Consider the following 16,973-nt stretch of genomic DNA (forward strand, 5'->3'; position numbering starts at 1 on the left):
ATGAGAATGACAAGCCCTAGACTTTAGTTTGACTTAGGGCGTGCAGGAGCGAGGCGAAACGCCTTCTAGGAGCAGCGACGCAGCGCAACGAAGAGGAGCGCGAGGTGTCGCCACCGGTATTGGCAGATCTGGTGCAATGCCAGCGCTGCAGTGCACCACAGGTGAACATTTCACCTGCTTTGTCTGACATTTGCTGTGCCCTGATGCTAATTATTGCTTTGATTGAAAAAGGAAAATTTCCGGGTGGCACCGTAAATGCCTAATAAGAAATACATAATTCAAGACTCTGCCCTTGCTCAGGAGGTAGTAGATGAACGCCCCAGCTGTGCGTGCTTTTTCTACGGAAGACCTTGAGTCGACCCCGCCAAGTCGAGAAAGTGTGATTTCCCTTCAAGGTGTGAGGAAGACATTTCACAGCTCTGACGGTGGCGCTGTCGAAGTGATCCGAGATATTACTCTGGATATAAAAAAGGAGGAGTTTGTCAGCATCGTGGGCCCGAGTGGGTGTGGGAAAAGCACGATGTTCAATATTATATCCAGCCTGCTTGAGCCCACGGATGGTGTCATTGAACTCAGTGGGCGAGACCCTCATTGTGGCGCACGAATCGGCTACATGCTGCAACGTGATCTTCTGTTTCCATGGCGAACTATCATCGATAACGTATGTCTTGGATTGGAAGTTCGCGGAGTGTCAAAGTCGCGTCGCTATGAAATGGCCAAGGATCACTTGTCTCGTTATGGTCTGGCGGACTTTGCTGATCAATATCCGGGTACGCTTTCTGGGGGGATGCGTCAGAGGGTGGCGTTGATCCGCACGCTCATTACCGAGCCTGACCTCATTCTTCTGGATGAACCCTTTTCGGCACTCGACTACCAGACGCGGCTTGTTCTGGAGGAAGAGATCGTATCGATTCTAAAGGAACACAAGAAAACCGTGGTCCTGATTACCCATGATATTGGCGAAGCTATCGCCATGTCGGACCGCGTCGCAGTGATGACCAAGCGCCCAACATCCGTAAAAAAGGTGTATGACGTTGGGTTGTCCCGTGAGCTTGGCTCGTGCCTCAAGGCTCGCAGTGATGTTCGATACCAGACCCTTTTCGATCAGATCTGGGAGGATTTGGACATCCAGGTCGCGGGAGGTGCCGCATGAGCGATGCTCAGACCTTTACCCATAGGATTCAGGCAGGTAGCAACAAAGACATCAGTGAAGCATCGAAGAGATCGGTGCTGCTGACGGACAATCTATGGCGTGGTGCAGGGATAGCTCTGCTCGTTGCGCTGTGGCAAGTGGGAGTCAGCGTTGGCTGGATCAATCCCTTCTTGATGGGGTCGCCATCCGGGATTGCCGAAGAAGCGCTTCGTCTGCTTCAGTCAGGTCAGCTACTGGACGATACCCTGGCGACCGTGTCTGCCACGATTGCGGGGTTCTTGCTGGGTAGCGTGCTTGGCTCGATCTGTGGCTTGTTGCTCTGGTTCTCGCGTACCACTGCCCGAATCATTGACCCGTTTATGGTTGCGCTGAATGGGCTGCCTAAAATCGCCTTGGCCCCGATGATCATCATCTGGTTTGGCTCCGGCATGTTTTCAAAGATCATGCTGGCATTCGTAGCCACCTTTGTCGTGGCTCTGCTGTCCGCTTATCAGGGAACCCATCAGATTGATGGAAATATGATTAATCTGATGAGATCGCTAGGAGGTTCCCGGCGGGAAGTGTTCACGAAAGTCGTGGCTCCGGCAACGTTGCCGTGGATCATCTCTGCCTTCCGCTTGAATATTGGTTTTGCCCTAATCGCCGAGATTGGTGGTGAGTTTATCTCATCGGACCGTGGATTGGGTCGAATGATTTTTGTAGCGGGAAATCTCTTTAATCTCAACGTGGTCTGGGTAGGCGTTATCGTGCTCATGATGGTCGCCATTGCTCTTTATGTGGTGGTGTCCAAAGTGGAAAAGCGGTTGCTTCCCTGGGACCACGCGAGGTGAGGTGTGATAACGACGCAGGTCGTTGATGCTGCAGTGATACTGTTGAAAAAATAACGACAAGGAATGAAATCAGTATGAATGCTTTCTTCTGCTCCAAGAAAATGATGGTGGGTCTCGGTCTTGTTGCTGGTATGTCCTCTTTCCAGGCACACGCTCAGGAGATGGACACAATCCTCATCAACGAAGCCTTCCACTCCCTACTCTACTTGCCGGTATATGTGGCCAAGCACGAAGGACTTTTCAATGAGTACAACATTGACGTGCCTGTCGTGCGCTCAGCCGGATCGGGGCCAGCGGCATTGGCATCGGTACTGGCGGGGGAGTCTCAGTTTTCTGTTCACGGTCCAGAGCATGTTGGCTTTGCCCAGGAACAGGGAGGGAGCGGCAAAGCCATCAGTGCGGTAGCCAACAGTGCACCGGTGTGGGTACTGGCAAGTCCCGACCTCGACTATAGCTCGCCCGCAGACTTGGCCGGCAAGGAGGTCGTGGTCGGGTTGGCGCCAGGTACGTCGAATACGCTCATCAAGCGTCTGATCGAAGATGCCGGGGTGGACGGCGAGGTCCAGATAACAGAAGTACAGAATGGCTCTGAGCTTGGGCCGGTGCTGTCCGGACGCGGCGACATCGCCGTGGCGTACCAGCCCCAGGTCGAGCAGGGTATTTCCCAGGGACTGGAGATTATCCATGCCTTCACTGATGACTATCCCGAGTATGCGTTCTCGACCATCAATACCTCCCAGGAAATGATTGATGATAATCCAGATCTTGTCTTGCGCTTCGTCAATGCGATCAATGATTCGCTGGCCTTGATTCATACCGACGCTGACGTGGCCAAGGCCGTGGCGCGCGAGGAGTTCGGTGACCTGTCCGGCGAGGTGGTCGACGCGGCGGTGCAGCGCATGATCGACAACAACGTCTATCCGGAAAGCGTGACGATTACCGAAGACGCCTTTACCAACGCCATCGAGATGCAGCAGTTCGTTGGCAACATCGAAGGCGAGATGTACTACGAAGATATCGTGGATGACTCCTTCGCCGCCAAGGTCGTGAACTAGGACCAGCGTGTCGCAGCGCGGATCGCAAAAGCCCGCGCTGCGACCCGCGCTGAGACAGAGGAGGGTGACATCATGCTGGCGGCCTTGTTGTTCTTCTGTGCAGTGGGTGGGGTTGCTGGGCTTGCCGCGGGACTCTTTGGCATCGGTGGAGGCGTCATCATCGTGCCTGCACTTGCCTCGGCACTGGCGTTCAAGGGCGTTGATGAGGCTCTCATCATGCATCTCGCGATTGGCACATCGCTGGCCATCATCGTGGTGACTGGTGCCTCTTCAGCGTTTGGACACTGGAAAAAAGGAGCTGTGTCGCGGGACCTGCTGGTGCTGATGCTACCTGGGCTGATGTGCGGTGCGGTACTTGGCGGTTTGGTCGCCGATCACTTGGATGGTCGTCAGCTGGAGCGCTTTTTCGGTGTATTCATGCTCCTGCTTGCAGCGCACATGCTGCTTTCCAAGAGGGTAAGCGAGAAAGCCCATGTCTCGGGGAGGCCGGCAATGTTTGCTGCCGGCACCACCATCGGTACCTTCTCCGCACTGTTTGGCGTGGGTGGCGGTGTCCTGAGTGTGCCTTGGCTTGCCCGCAATGGCGCAGGGCTGACCCATGCGATTGGTACCTCGGCCGCCTGCGGGCTGCCCATTGCCCTCGTCGGCGCCTTGACCTTCATGATGACGGGTCTTGGCCATGCTGGCCTACCCGAAGGAAGTCTCGGCTATCTCTATTGGCCTGCCTTTGCAGGAGTTGCCATGTTCAGTGTGCCGGCCGCCAGGTGCGGCGCCAAGCTGGCGCATTACCTGTCGCCTGAGCGACTGCGAACGCTATTTGCCCTGGCCATGGTGGTGGTGGGGATCACCCTGGTGCTCTGACCATGCCTCAACGAGTGACTTACACTAAGGAATATCGGATGCCGACTGCACCGAAGAGCATTACCGCGTTTCACCAGAACCACCGGGGAGCTGCGGCGAGCGGACTGGACTGGTGGCATCAGTGCGTAGCGCAGATTGAGCGTGTCGAGCCCGAGGTAAGGGCCTGGGAGGCGCTGGCCACAGAACCTCCCACACTCGACCCTACGCTGTCTGACCGGCCTTTGTTCGGTGTCCCGGTGGGCATCAAGGACATCATTGATACGAGGGACCACCCTACGGCATGGGGCACGGGGGGGTATCTTCGTTCGTCTGAATCGCTGGTTGACGCGTCTCTGGTGTCGCTGCTCAAGCAGCAGGGTGCGCTGATCATGGGCAAGACAGTGTCTACCGAATTCGCGTATTTCACCCCGGGCAAGACACGCAATCCCCATGACACCTCGCGCACGCCAGGAGGGTCTTCCAGTGGCTCGGCAGCGGCGGTGGCCGCCGGTATGGTGCCCGTCGCGTTTGGTACACAGACGGCTGGCAGCATGATTCGACCTGCGAGTTATTGCGGTGTCTACGGCTTCAAGCCCACCTTCAACACGCTCAGCACCGCCGGTGTCCGCGGCTTCGCGCCATCTTTGGACACCATCGGCTGGTTCGCGCGTAGCGTCGAGGATGTCAGCACGGTGTTCTCGAGTTTGACGGGAGCGGACAGCATCCGCCCGGCGAGCAGCCTGAAGGGGCTGCGCCTCGGGGTGTTCAGTTTGCCCTCGGCCACGACCATGAGCACGGATGTTCAGCGGGTACTCGCTGAGGCAGAAGCCATGGCGAGGCACGCAGGGGCAGAGATCGTTCCTCTGGCGCTGGGCAGCGATATCGAATGCTTGGTGGAGGAGCAGAAGGTGGTGATGGCTTACGAGTCAGCCAGGACGCTGGCAAGTGAGTATGCCGCCTTTGCGGACCAGATGGGGCCCAAGCTGGTCGAATTGATCGAGGAAGGCCGAGCTATCGGCTGGTCGCGCTACCGTGATGCCATGCGCCGCGCGGCTGCGGCTCGCCAGTCATTGTCGCGGGTGTTGACGACTCAGGTCGACGGCATTTTGGCAGCCAGTGCTACAGGCGAAGCGCCGTTGGGCATCGACGCGACAGGGGACCCCCTTTACTGCCGCGCCTGGACGCTATTGGGCGTCCCTTGCCTGAACCTGCCCATCGGACAGGGTAGCCAGGGCATGCCGATCGGGGTGCAGTTGATCACGGACCGCTGGGCGGATGAGAAGCTGCTGGCCATGGCTGGTGCGTTGGTAGCGCAAGCCAGTGCGGGTCAGCCCCATGCGCTTGAGGGCATCGCGCCAGTCTGACGGTGGCTGACGAGGTCAACGGCTTTACCACAGCGGCCGTCTCTCTGGCGGACATTGTCAGCGGGTACATGTCTGCCAGGCCGTTATCGCAACGGGAGAAAAACGCTTGCCCCGCGATGCGCCGAACGGACGATGCCTTGGGTCAGGTGCTGCAGATCCACAGGATGCGGGCGGGGGCGGGGCTTGTCGAGATGACGGCGTGTCCCATCTGGCTATCAAAGGACATGCTGTCTCCTGGTTTGAGGCGTGCCGGGGCGTAGTGTTCGGTCCACACCTCGACCTCGCCTTCCTGGACCACGATCTGTTCATGCCCGGCGTGGCGTTGAAGCTCACCAAACTCATCAATGCTGGTGTTCAACACCGTGGTCGAGAACACCAGAAAGTCCTTCGACACCATGTCGCTGCAAAGCAATTCAAAACGATAGTTGGGAGTCTCGACAATGTCTCCCTGGCCTGAGCGAGTCAGCGTACGCCAGCCACTGAGCGCACGGCGCTCGCGGTAGTAGAAGAGTTCGCCGACATCCACATTTAGTGCATTGGCCAGCTTGACGATGACTTCGTAGGTGGGCGAAAGCCTGCCGTTCTCGATCCGCGAGATGCTGGCGGCGGATGTGCCGGATACCTGGGCCATCTGAGCGATGGTCAGCTGGCGTTCGCCGCGCAGGGCTTTCAGGTTGTCACCGATGGATCCGGCCTTGCGCGCTTTCTCATGGGGCCGGGGTGGCGTGGAGGTCTCGCTCATGCAGGTCTCCGGCGGCTCCTGCCGTCCTTGATGATGGGGGAGGAGCGTTGATTGTTGGTCTTTTTCATTTATTTTGACTGAAAATTGCGTATATGCAATGCTCAATCACGATAGTGATGCTTAATACGCAGTGTCTGCCGATCGATAACAACGCCGGCTGGGCATTGCCTTGCGCTCCTGTACGCCTATAAGAAATCCAACGAGGATAACAATGTATAAGTTGAACCGACTGGCTGGCAGCGTGACTGTTGCCGCCGCCCTCGCGAGTGTCTCCCTGTCTGCGACTGCCGAACCGATGGAGTGGAAAATGGCCACCCCATGGGGTGGCGGGCCGTGGTTGGAGCGGGACGCCCAGACCTTCGCCGACTATGTCAATCAGCTGACGGCGGGTGATGTTTCCATCGAGGTGTTTCCTGGTGGCACCCTGGGTGGCGCGCTGCGGGTGACCAATACCGTCAAGGCCGGGGTCGCCGAGGTCAGCCATAATTACGTCAACTATGACTACGGCACAGATCCGACGGCGGCGTTGTTGGCCGGTCACTCCAGCGGCCTCACGCCGGAAGAATTCATGATGTGGATGTACGAGGGCGGCGGCGTGGAACTCTATGAAGAGTTTCGCCGTGATGTCTTCGATGTGGTGGCCTTCCCGTGCTCCATTCTTGGCACCGAGATCTTCCTTCACTCCAACAAGAAGGTCGAAACGCTGGAGGATTTCCAGGGCCTGCGCCTGCGCACGTCAGGGGCCTGGGCTGAGATCGCCTCACGCCTGGGTGCCTCGACGGTGGTCATGGCCGGCAGTGAGATCTACAACGCCCTGGATCGCGGCGTGATTGATGCTGCCGAGTGGGGCAGTCCGGAAATGAACAAGCCAACGGGCTTCCAGGATGTGGCTCAGTACGTGGTGCTGCCGGGCGTTCACCAGTCTGGTGGCTTCCTGGAATGTCAGGTAAACCAGGAGGCGTGGGACGCGCTGAGCGCCGAACAGCAGGAGCTGCTGCGTCTGGCCGGCAAGCTCAGTGTGTTCGACTCCTGGCTCGCGAGCTCCTATGCAGACCTGGAGGCCTACCAGGAACTGGTGGACGGTCCGAACGAGATCGTGCAGCTGGATCAAGACTTTATCGACGCCATCTACGCGGAGACCCGCAAGTGGGAAGATGAGTACGCCGAGAGCAACGAATGGTTTGCTCGAGTGCTTGAATCTCAGCGTGAGTTCAAGGCCAGCATGACCAACTGGCAGCAGTACCGTCTGCCGATCGGTGCCATGGCTCGGGACTGACATCGTTGCTGGCGGCCCGGAGGAGGGGATGGTCCCTTCCTCCGGGCCGTTTCCTGTTCTGACTTCCTACTTTCGGGCAATTCAAGATGACGCTTATTCACGCGATCGAGCGGCTGACGCGCTGGGCAGGAGGGCTGGGTGCTCTGCTGACCTTTCCGCTGATAGCGGCGCTGGTCTACGAGGTCTTCAGCCGCTATGTGTTGGGACAACCTACCTTGTGGGCCTTCGAGGTCAGCTACATGGTCATGGGGGCCATCTTCATGCTGGGCATGGCCGATACGCTGCGACAGGGGCAGCACGTCAGCGTTGATCTGATGACGCTGCGTTGGTCGAGGCGCACCAATGCCCTGGTGCAACTGATCGGCTATGCCGTGTTCTTGCCGGTTCTGGCCTGGCTGGTGTGGGAGCTTGGCCAATACGCTCACGAAGCGCTTTTATCCAATGAACGCTCAGGCAGGTCGGCCTGGAACCCGGTGATCTGGCCGGTGTTCCTGACCTGGTGGCTCGGCTTTCTGCTGCTGGCGCTGCAGGTCGTGGCCGAAGTGTTCAAGGCGATTGCTGCATGGAAAGGTCAGGCAACCGAGAGTGAGGGCGCCCAATGAGTGATTATCTTGCCCTGGTGATGTTTCCGGCGCTGATTGGCTTCATCATTGCCGGCTTCCCGATTGCCTTCTCGATGATTGTGGTAGCGACGCTGTTCGGGGTAATGCAGTTTGGCGATGCTGCTGCCTACCAGCTGTTGACCAAGATCGAAGACACGGCGTCCAACTCGATTCTCGCAGCGGTCCCGCTGTTTATCTTCATGGGTGCGATGCTCGAGCGTTCAGGCATCGCGGAGCGGCTGTTCACCGCCATTCATTTCTGGACCCGGCGCCTGCCTGGCGGACTCGGCGTGGGCGCGGTCATCATGGGCACGCTGTTTGCAGCAGCGAGTGGGGTAGTGGGCGCGACCGAGGCGGTGATCGGCCTGCTGGCCATCCCGGTGATGCTCAAGCATCAGTACAGCAAATCGCTGATGTCGGGCACCATCTGCGCCAGTGGCTCCCTGGGCACCGCGATCCCTCCCTCCATCACTGTGGTGGTACTGGGGCCTGTGGCCAGCGTGTCGGTGGGATCACTGTTCAGTGGGCTGATGTTTCCCGGATTCCTGATGGCATTGCTGTTCCTGCTGTACATCGTGCTGGTGGCGTACCTCAAGCCAGAAATGGCGCCTCGCATGTCGGCAACAGAGGGTGAGAGCGCGACCCTGGGAGAGAAGCTCAAGGTCACCTTTGGCGCGCTGCTGCCGACGATGGCACTGATCGTGACTGTGCTTGGCACGATCCTGCTGGGTATCGCGACCCCCACCGAAGCGGCAGCCTGTGGCGCGCTGGGTTCGGTGGTGCTGGCGCTGGCCTATCGCAACCTGACCCTGGACGTGCTGTGGAACTCGGCCAAGCGGACCTTGAATATTTCGGCGATGATTCTGCTGATCGTGCTGGGGGGCAACATGTTCGCCGGTGTGTTCTTCGCCGCCGGTGGCATGGCCACGGTGCAGTCGCTGCTGATGGATACCGGGCTGAGCCCCTGGATGATCCTCGGCATGATTCTGCTGATCGCCTTCCTGGCAGGGTTCGTGCTGGACATGATCTCAGTGGTACTGATCGTGATACCGGTGGCCATGCCGATCGTGCGGGCACTGGGGTTCGATGAGATATGGTTCTGTGTTGCCTTCCTGGTGGTCATGCAGACAAGTTACCTGACGCCGCCTCTGGCTCCTTCCATCTTTTATCTCAGGGCGATCACGCCACCCGAGGTTACGCTCAAGCATATGTACACCGGGGTCATTCCTTTTATCGTTGTACAGTTGATCGTGTTGGCGCTGGTTCTGGCCTTCCCTTCCTTGGCGCTGTGGTTGCCTGATCAGCTGAGTGGGCCGTCATGGAAGTAGGCCGATCATGTTCCAAGGAGAGTCGCTGATGCAGGACACTAACGCCGCCAGTTCAGAGGGGACCTACCTGACGCGGGAGGCCATGATGTCGCTATGTCGCAGCGTGTTGGCCCAGCATGGCTTCAGCGCCGCCCAGGCCGAGGCCTTGGGGGCCACTCTGGTCGCGGCGCAATGGGACGCTTGCCAGTCCCATGGGCTTTACCGCTTGCTCGGCATCGCCGCGACGGTACGTGAAGGCGCAGCTGTCGCGGATGCACAGCCGCGTGTCGAGGACCTGGCCCCGGCGGTAGTCAGGGTGGATGCTGACGGTGGATTTTCGCCGGCAGCCTTCAACCTGGGTCTGCCGCCTCTGATCGACAAGGCCAGGCAGGGTGGCATCGCGGTAATGGCCATTCAGCGTTGCGTCCATGCCACCGCCCTGTGGGTAGAGCTCGAGCAACTGACCGAGGCAGGGCTGGTGGCCATTGCCTGCAACCCGACCCAGGCGTACATGGCTCCCCATGGAGGCAAGCGTCCCCTGTTCGGCACCAACCCGCTGGCGTTTGGCTGGCCGCGGCAGGGGCAGCCACCGCTGATCTTCGACTTTGCCACCAGTGCCATTGCCCGGGGGGACATTGAGCTTCACCGTCGCTCCGGCGATACGATTCCGGAAGGCTGGGGCGTAGACCGGCATGGCCAGCCATGTACCGATCCGGCGGAAGTGCTGGATCATGGTGCGATGCTGCCCTTCGGTGGCCACAAGGGGTCGGCGCTGGCACTGATGGTCGAGCTGATCGCCGGGCCGATGATTGGTGACTTGATGAGCCTTGAGTCAACGGATCACGACGATGGGCGTGGTGGGTTGCCCTTCCACGGGGAGTTGATCATCGCCATTGATCCGGCCCGAACAGGAGCGGGAGCCGCTGACATGGGCAGGGCAGAGCAACTGTTCGAGCAGATGTTGGGACAGGGGGCTCGGTTGCCTGCCCAGCGCCGCTATCAGGAGCGTGCACGCAGCGCCCAACGCGGTGCTTGGGTGTCCCAGGCACTGCTCGACGATATCCATGCCTTGATGAACTCTTGATGAACTAGGGCTTGTACGAAAAGTGCCTGCGCTTGGTGATACGGCGTTAAAAATCGGCTCAAAGTGCTCATTTACACCTCGTAAACTGCGCTTTCTCACCGATTTTTGCCTTGTCTAACCTTCGCTCGTCGACTGTTCGGACAAAGCCTAAGCCACCAGGCATGCGGTAGCCCGCATGCCTGCCCACCTTCCGACTGACACCTATGAATCTACTGGACAAGCGAGCGCTATATCTGCACGAGGTCTGCAGTTGCGGGGGTATTCGCGCAGCGGCTGAGCATCTGCATGTCAATCCTTCTGTGATCAGCCGCCAGGTGCGAAGCCTCGAGCAGGAGTTAGGCATGGCCCTGCTGGAAAAGCAGGGCCGCCACGTGGTGCCGACAGAGGCCGGCAAGCTTGTGGAAGAGAGCTACCTGGCCCAGCGTCGGCTGCATTCGGAACTCGGTGATACGCTGTCCCGGCTGCGCAACCTTCAGCGTGGCAAGGTGGTGGTGTCGGTGGGAGATGGCTTCGTCGATAGCTTCATTCGCCATGTCATGCAGCGGGTGGCGGCGCAGTTTCCCGATGTGTTGATCGATATTCGCACGGGCATCTACTACCCCCGAGAACCACATGAAATGGTCGCCAATGATGAAGTCGACATTGCGGTCACCTATGGGCCGGTATCCGACCCCAGGCTTGTGGTGCACTCTTTCGAGCGAGGGGCGTTGTGCGCCCTGGTGGCTCCAAAGCATGCGCTGGCGCAGTACGATGCTGTCAGCGTCACACAGCTGCTTCAGCACAAGTTGATCTTCCTGCCGGACGAGTCCGGGTCCCAGCGTTTTGTCGATGCGATTTTTCGTGCGTCAGGATTGCTGGCCACGCCCTCATACCGCTGCAATCTGCATTCGATCTCTCGACGCCTGGCCTGTGCCGGGATTGGTGTCGCATTCATGACCGCTGCGGCAGCAGGCCGAGAAGTGCGAGCGGGAGAGCTGGTCGCCATTCCCATTGACCACCCCATGGCCAGGGCGAGTCAGGGGAATCTGGTGCGCAGAGCCGGCAGGCGGCTGTCGCCGGCTGCCAGCTATCTGTGGAAGGTGATGTTGGCGATGCAGTGATCAGCTTGCCATCATGTAGACCCCCGGTCCGATCGGCCAGCCCATGGTCAGCCAGAACATCAGGAAGGCGCTCCAGGTCAGCAGGAAGGTGATCGCCATGGGCAACATCGTGGCAATCAGGGTTCCCAGCCCCATATCCGGTTTGTAGCGCTGCATGTAGACCAGGGCGACCGAAAAGTAGGGACTCATCGGCGAGATGATGTTGGTGCTTGAGTCGCCAATCCGGAACATCGCCAGCACGAAGGCCGGGTCAAAGTCGATCATCATCAGCATCGGCACGAACACCGGTGCCATCAGTGCCCACTGGGCCGAGCCGCTGGTCATGAAGACGTTGAGCACGGCACTCATCAGGATGAAGGCGCCAACCAGAGGCAGGCCGGTGAAGCCTGTGCTCTGCAGGATGTTGGAGCCTTCAATGGCAATGAACTGCCCCAGCTCTGACCACTTGAAGTAGGCAATGAACTGCGAGATGGCGAAGAACAGCACCAGTGTGGGGGCCAGCTCGCTGGCCGCCTCGGCCATGCGCTGCGGGACGTCACGGCTGGTCTTGATCTTGCCCACCGCGATGCCGTAGACCAGACCGATGGCGACGAAGTAGCCGAACATCAGTGGTACCAGAGACTTCAAGAACGGTGACGGGATCAGTCCTCCCTCATCGTTGCGCAGAGGCGATGCCTCTGGCAGCACGGCCAGCAGTACCAAGGCCAGATAGACCAGCGTCGTCAGTCCCACACGCTTGAGACCGCGCTTCTCGTCGGCGCTCAGTTCGTGGGTCTCCACCTCAGCGGTAAAGTCCTTGCCAAGCGGCAGGGTCCGTTGCAGCCGCGGTTCGATCACCTTGTCGATCACCAAGGTGCCTACCGTGGCAAGTACGAACACGGAGCAGGCCACGAAGTAGTAGTTGTCCACTGGAGAGATGTACGCCTGTGGATCCACCAGTCTCGCCGCATCGGTGGTAATACCGGCGAACAGCGCATCCCCGACCGTGATGAAGAGGCTGGCGTCGAAGCCCGCCCCAGCCGCTGCATAGGCGGCGGCCGCACCGGCAATCGGATGCCGACCGACGGAGTAGTAGACCATGGCGGCCAGGGGAATCAGGATCAGGTAGTTGGCATCCGAGGCGATGCTGCCGCAGATGCCCGCCAGAAACACGCAGAAGGTGAGCAGCGACGGCGGCGCCTTGGCCACGCTGACCTGCATCAGGGTGGACATCAAGCCCACCTTGTCGGCGAGACCGATACCGAACATCACCACCAGGATCAGGCCCAGGGGCGGGAAGTTGACAAAGTTGCTGACGACGCTGGTCAGCATGAACTCCAGTCCATCTGCAGAGATCAGGCTTCGCACGTGGACCACGGCATCCGTCTGCGGGTTGACCGCCGACACGCCCAAGGTGGCGAGAATGGCAGAAACCACCACCACCACGGCAGCCAGGATGGTGAACAGAATGAAGGGATGAGGCAGTTTGTTGCCTACACGCTCAATGGAGCTGAGGACGGCTTGCATGGCTCTTGACCTTGTTATGAGGTTGTCTGAAACGTTCACTCGCGGACACAGCAACAGAATGTTGTCGATGGTGTCTGTTCTGCTACCGCCGGCACCGGTAGGGGCCGCCGTCAGTTCGCTTGCATCAGGTGTTGCGCCAACGCCACGAAGGTGCCGCCTGCGACCGGCAGGATCTGGTCGTTGAAGTCGTAGTGCTCGTTGTGCAGGTAGGCACTGTCACCGTTACCGACAAAGAAGAAGCAGCCAGGGACCTGCTGGAGATAGAACGCAAAGTCCTCTGCCCCCATGGTAGGCATGTAGTCCAGTTGCTGAATGTCGTCACTGACCTGCGCTTCCTTTGCCGCAGTAAGAACCTTCTCAGCCCATTCCGGGTCATTGACCAACGGCGGAATCTGGTGCTCGTGGAACATCTTGAAGCTGGCGCCGTGGGCGCTGCAGACTCCGTCGACCACCCGTTCGAGCTGTCCGGCCAAGGCCTCGCGGGATGAGGCGCGATCGCTGCGGATATTGACGACCAGTTCGGCTTCGCCGGGAATCACATTGGCGGCCTCTCCAGCATGAAAGGCCGCGACGGTGATGACCCCGGCCTCGAGCGGAGACTTGTGACGTCCCACCAGGCCCTGCAGCTGCTGGACAACACTGGCGCCGACGTAGATCGGGTCCACTGCGAGGTGCGGCATGGCGGCATGCCCGAAACGTCCCTTGATGGTCACGCGGAAGGTGTCATTGCCCCCCATCGCCGGTCCTGGCTTGACGAAGACTTGGCCAGCGGGGAAGCCGGGGCGATTGTGATAGCCGAAGATGGCGGACACGCGGGGATTGTCGAGGACTCCTTCCTCGATCATGCGCGCGGCACCATTGCCACCTTCCTCGGCCGGCTGAAAGATCAGCTTGAGGTGGCCGCACAGAGCGTCTCGACGCTGGATGATGGCTTCGGCCGCCAGCAGCAGGGCGGCGGTGTGGCCGTCATGGCCGCAGGCATGCATGAGGCCCGGATGGCGTGAACCGTGGTCAAAGGTGTTGGCCTCCTGGATGGGCAGTGCATCCATGTCGGCCCGAAAGGCGATCACTGGCCCGATGCGCCCGGTATCCAGTTCCGCCAGGACGCCCGTCCCGGCGATGTTCTCGGTGACCGTGTAGCCGAGCTCCTTGAGTCGCGATGCCACGATCGCGGCGGTGCGGTGCTCCTCGAACTTGAGCTCGGGATGGCGATGCAGATCCTGTCGCAGTGCCACACTCTCGTTGACCTGTTGCGCGGTGAACATGCTGGGTCCTTGTTGTTGACGATGATCCATGGACGCTTGACGTCGCTGAGCAGTGCCAAGGTAGGGGAATCAGCGTCACGGATGCAGCGGTCAACAGGCATGCAATTGTTGCTTGGTGGTCAACAGTTGTGGCGTGTCAGAAACGATCAATCACCGTAGCGCCCACCCCCTTGAACTGATCCATGCTGGTGAGCCGGGCGGGAGTGTCATCCAGCGTAATGCGATCACCCACCAGCAGCGATGGATTCAGCTGCCCCTGCTGGATCATCCCCAGCATGGCGTCATAGCGGTGAGCCTGCATGCCGTGGCTGCCGACAAGTTCAAGCTCCTCGGCGATCACCTTGTGCATGGGGATCGCCGGTGCCCGGTGCTCCCCAGCCAGCAGCCCAATCTGTACGTGCCGGCCTCGGGTACGTAGTCCCATGATCGAGTTGCTGCAGGTGACCTGAGTGCCCAGGGCATCAAAGGAAAGGTGAGCGCCGCCGGCACTGATGTCTTGAATCGCTTCCACCACATCCGATCTTTGCGAGGCATTGATCGTGGCAACGGCGCCCAGTTTCTTGGCCATCGCCAGTGCGCCGTCCGTGATGTCGATGGCGATGACTCGGGCGCCAAGCGCCGAGGCGATCATGATCGCAGACAGGCCGACGCCACCACAGCCATGCACGCTGACCCACGCACCGGCAGACACGCGCCCCTGATCCACCACTGCGCGGAAGGCTGTGGCAAAACGGCAGCCGAGACTGGCGGCGGTGGAAAATGACATGTCCTCTGGCAGCGCAACGAGGTTGAGGTCGGCGTGATGCAGGCTGGTGTATTCGGCAAAGGCCCCCCAGTGAGTGAAGCCCGGTTGAAACTGCGAGTGGCAGACTTGCTGATGGCCTGCACGACACTCGTGGCAGCGTCCGCAGCCGCTGACGAAGGGCACTGTGACACGGTCGCCCTCTTTCCATTGCGTGACGTCCTTGCCGGCGGCGACCACGACACCCGCCATCTCGTGGCCGGGGACATGGGGGAGGGTGATATCCGCATCGTGGCCCATCCAGCCATGCCAGTCACTGCGACATAGCCCAGCCGCTTCGACCTTGACGACCACGCCGTGGGGCTCTGGTGCAGGATCCTTCACCACCCGAACACTGGGTAACTGCTGGAACTTTTCAATGACAACGGCACGCATGATCGACTCTCGCAAAGGCTGAATGTGTCGTTCCATGCTAGAGCGTTGGCCAGGAATTGCTTTGCTATATTTTCTTGAGAGCCCGCAATGTGGAAAGTATCTTTTATTTTCACGATGTTTATTGGGAGGACATTGCGTGAGTGGGCTGGACAGGAAAAATCTACAGCTGCTTGATCTGTTGCAGCAGGACGGTCGAATCTCCAATGCGCGTCTTGCCGAGGCGCTGTCATTGAGCGAGACACCATGCTGGCGACGGTTGAAGCGTCTTGAGCAGGACGGCGTTATCTCAGGCTATCAGGCAACGCTTGATCGCAAGCGTCTCGGGCTAGGGGTGATGGCGTTCGTTCAACTCAATTGCATGGCCCATGACGCCACCACGGTGGCGGCGTTCGAGAAGGTGGTGATCGACAGCCCGAATATTCTGTCATGCCACAATACGACCGGAGATGATGACTTCCTGCTGATGGTCGTCGCTCGAGATCTGGAGGACTACAGTGACTTCATCGAGCGCGTGTTGCGGCGCTTGCCGGGCGTCACCAACATTCGCTCCAGTCTGTCCCTGCGGGAAATCAAGTCCACCAACCGGCTGCCGCTGGGCTAGACACGGCGGAGTGCACTGGCGACCGGGCGCGTCATGCGCGCCGGACGCTGCTGCGGAGCATCGGCGTCACCGGCAGGGTCAGCTGCTGCGGAGGGGTGTCCGGGTGATCGATCTGGGCCATCAGGAGTTCGGTGGCGCGCATGATCATGGTCTGTACCGGTTGCTGCAGAGTGGTCAGAGAGTGACTGGGCCAGGCGGCCATGGGCACATCATCGAAGCCGATGATCGATACGTCCTGTGGGATGCGCAGCTGAAATTCGCTCTGCAGCACCTCCATGGCAGCGATGGCCATCAGGTCGTTGGCGGCAAACAGGGCGTCGGGCGGAGTGGGGTGGGTAAACAGGCGGCGAGTCGCCTGACAGGCGTCAGCGTACTGATAGTTGCCCACGTCGCAGGCATGCAGTGTCTGGCCTGCCGCTGCCAGACCCTCTTCCAGTCCCGCCTGCCGTTGGCAGCTGGTAGACGTGGCGGGAAGACCCGCCAGGTACGCCACGCGACGGTGGCCTTGTGAAGCGAGGTGTCGGCCCGCCCAGTAGCCCCCTTGATAGTTGTCGCAGGCCACCTGACTGATGCCGGCATAGTCCACGGTACGGTTGATGATGACCACGGGGATTTCGTAGTCGGACACCACGGCGGCTTGCTCCTCCGTCATGGTGATGGCAAGCATGAGAATGCCTTCCACCTGACTGCGCAGAATGTCTTCCAGCACGGCATCGAAGCCATCGCTGGCGGGGGCAGAAAACAGCAGCAGGTGATAGCCCTGCTGCCGAAAGAACCGTGATGCCTGTTCGAGCATAAAGCTGTAGAACGGATTCTCCAGGCTATACACCACGACGGCGATGGTCCTGCTGGAGCGAGTGATCAGTGAGCGCGCGATGGTATTGGGGCGATAGCCGAGCTCTCGAGCGGCTTCCATGACCTTCCGGCGCGTCTTTTCCGATACCTTCGCCTCGGGAGAGAAGGTGCGACTGACGGCAGACTGCGAGACACCGGCCAGGCGGGCAACATCGCGGGAGGTGACGGATTTCTTTTTCATCGAGGCATATCTTGTCGGGTGACTGTATTGCCGGC

Annotated in this window: 16 protein-coding genes; 11 read left to right on the forward strand and 5 right to left on the reverse strand. The window is 59.7% G+C overall.

What is annotated here, in order from left to right; genetic code table 11:
- Window positions 1-310 precede the first annotated feature (310 nt).
- The 5 genes from KUW18_RS09545 (at window position 311) to KUW18_RS09565 (ending at window position 5,242) form a co-directional block, all read left to right on the forward strand.
- Entirely contained in the window at window positions 311-1,153 is an 843-nt protein-coding gene (locus tag KUW18_RS09545) for an ABC transporter ATP-binding protein (RefSeq protein ID WP_206944819.1), read from the forward strand.
- Window positions 1,150-1,983 (forward strand): ABC transporter permease, encoded by an 834-nt coding sequence (locus tag KUW18_RS09550; protein WP_206944818.1) that lies wholly within the window; start codon window positions 1,150-1,152, stop codon window positions 1,981-1,983. Before KUW18_RS09545 ends, KUW18_RS09550 begins: the two co-directional genes overlap by 4 nt.
- Window positions 1,984-2,144: 161 nt before the next feature.
- A complete protein-coding gene (locus KUW18_RS09555) occupies window positions 2,145-3,038 on the forward strand; it encodes an ABC transporter substrate-binding protein (protein ID WP_224851999.1) in 894 nt (297 codons plus the stop codon).
- Between the two features lie 72 nt (window positions 3,039-3,110).
- Window positions 3,111-3,899, forward strand: a complete 789-nt coding sequence (locus KUW18_RS09560) for a sulfite exporter TauE/SafE family protein (protein ID WP_222561257.1) — start codon at window positions 3,111-3,113, stop codon at window positions 3,897-3,899.
- A gap of 38 nt (window positions 3,900-3,937) precedes the next feature.
- Window positions 3,938-5,242, forward strand: a complete 1,305-nt coding sequence (locus KUW18_RS09565) for an amidase (protein WP_222561258.1) — start codon at window positions 3,938-3,940, stop codon at window positions 5,240-5,242.
- Window positions 5,243-5,384: 142 nt separating this feature from the next.
- On the opposite strand, the gene KUW18_RS19890 is transcribed toward KUW18_RS09565, so the two are convergent.
- Window positions 5,385-5,984 (reverse strand): helix-turn-helix domain-containing protein, encoded by a 600-nt coding sequence (locus KUW18_RS19890; RefSeq protein ID WP_222239454.1) that lies wholly within the window; start codon window positions 5,982-5,984, stop codon window positions 5,385-5,387.
- A gap of 211 nt (window positions 5,985-6,195) precedes the next feature.
- Here KUW18_RS19890 and KUW18_RS09575 point away from each other — a divergent pair, with 211 nt between their 5' ends.
- From KUW18_RS09575 to KUW18_RS09595, 5 genes are all read left to right on the forward strand, one after another.
- Complete coding sequence (locus KUW18_RS09575; RefSeq protein ID WP_206944814.1) at window positions 6,196-7,260, forward strand: C4-dicarboxylate ABC transporter substrate-binding protein; 1,065 nt, start codon at window positions 6,196-6,198, stop codon at window positions 7,258-7,260.
- An 86-nt stretch (window positions 7,261-7,346) separates the two neighbouring features.
- Window positions 7,347-7,862, forward strand: coding sequence for a TRAP transporter small permease subunit (locus tag KUW18_RS09580; RefSeq protein WP_222239453.1), 516 nt, complete (start codon window positions 7,347-7,349; stop codon window positions 7,860-7,862).
- A complete protein-coding gene (locus KUW18_RS09585; protein ID WP_222164318.1) occupies window positions 7,859-9,190 on the forward strand; it encodes a TRAP transporter large permease subunit in 1,332 nt (443 codons plus the stop codon). The genes KUW18_RS09580 and KUW18_RS09585 overlap by 4 nt, the downstream gene beginning before the upstream one ends.
- Window positions 9,191-9,218: 28 nt before the next feature.
- Window positions 9,219-10,253: an Ldh family oxidoreductase gene (locus tag KUW18_RS09590; RefSeq protein ID WP_315857951.1), complete on the forward strand. Its 1,035-nt coding sequence runs from the start codon at window positions 9,219-9,221 to the stop codon at window positions 10,251-10,253.
- Window positions 10,254-10,456: 203 nt separating this feature from the next.
- Window positions 10,457-11,353, forward strand: a complete 897-nt coding sequence (locus KUW18_RS09595) for a LysR family transcriptional regulator (RefSeq protein WP_222239452.1) — start codon at window positions 10,457-10,459, stop codon at window positions 11,351-11,353.
- Here the strand turns inward: KUW18_RS09595 and KUW18_RS09600 are convergent, their stop codons facing one another.
- The 3 genes from KUW18_RS09600 to KUW18_RS09610 form a co-directional block, all read right to left on the reverse strand.
- Window positions 11,354-12,859: an AbgT family transporter gene (locus KUW18_RS09600; protein WP_222239451.1), complete on the reverse strand. Its 1,506-nt coding sequence runs from the start codon at window positions 12,857-12,859 to the stop codon at window positions 11,354-11,356.
- 110 nt (window positions 12,860-12,969) lie between these two features.
- Complete coding sequence (locus KUW18_RS09605; RefSeq protein WP_222239450.1) at window positions 12,970-14,124, reverse strand: M20 family metallopeptidase; 1,155 nt, start codon at window positions 14,122-14,124, stop codon at window positions 12,970-12,972.
- A gap of 136 nt (window positions 14,125-14,260) precedes the next feature.
- On the reverse strand, window positions 14,261-15,301 hold the full coding sequence (locus KUW18_RS09610; RefSeq protein ID WP_222239449.1) for a zinc-dependent alcohol dehydrogenase family protein: 1,041 nt from the start codon (window positions 15,299-15,301) through the stop codon (window positions 14,261-14,263).
- A 136-nt stretch (window positions 15,302-15,437) separates the two neighbouring features.
- On the opposite strand from KUW18_RS09610, the gene KUW18_RS09615 reads away from it, so the two are divergent.
- Window positions 15,438-15,902: an Lrp/AsnC family transcriptional regulator gene (locus KUW18_RS09615; protein ID WP_222561259.1), complete on the forward strand. Its 465-nt coding sequence runs from the start codon at window positions 15,438-15,440 to the stop codon at window positions 15,900-15,902.
- A gap of 31 nt (window positions 15,903-15,933) precedes the next feature.
- Here KUW18_RS09615 and KUW18_RS09620 read toward each other — a convergent pair whose 3' ends face one another.
- The gene (locus KUW18_RS09620; RefSeq protein WP_222164315.1) at window positions 15,934-16,938 is read right to left on the reverse strand and encodes a LacI family DNA-binding transcriptional regulator; all 1,005 of its coding nucleotides are present in this window, start codon (window positions 16,936-16,938) and stop codon (window positions 15,934-15,936) included.
- Window positions 16,939-16,973 lie beyond the last annotated feature (35 nt).

It is taken from the genome of Halomonas sp. DP5Y7-2 (assembly GCF_019802025.1).
Taxonomy (GTDB): Bacteria; Pseudomonadota; Gammaproteobacteria; order Pseudomonadales; family Halomonadaceae; genus Halomonas; species Halomonas litopenaei_A.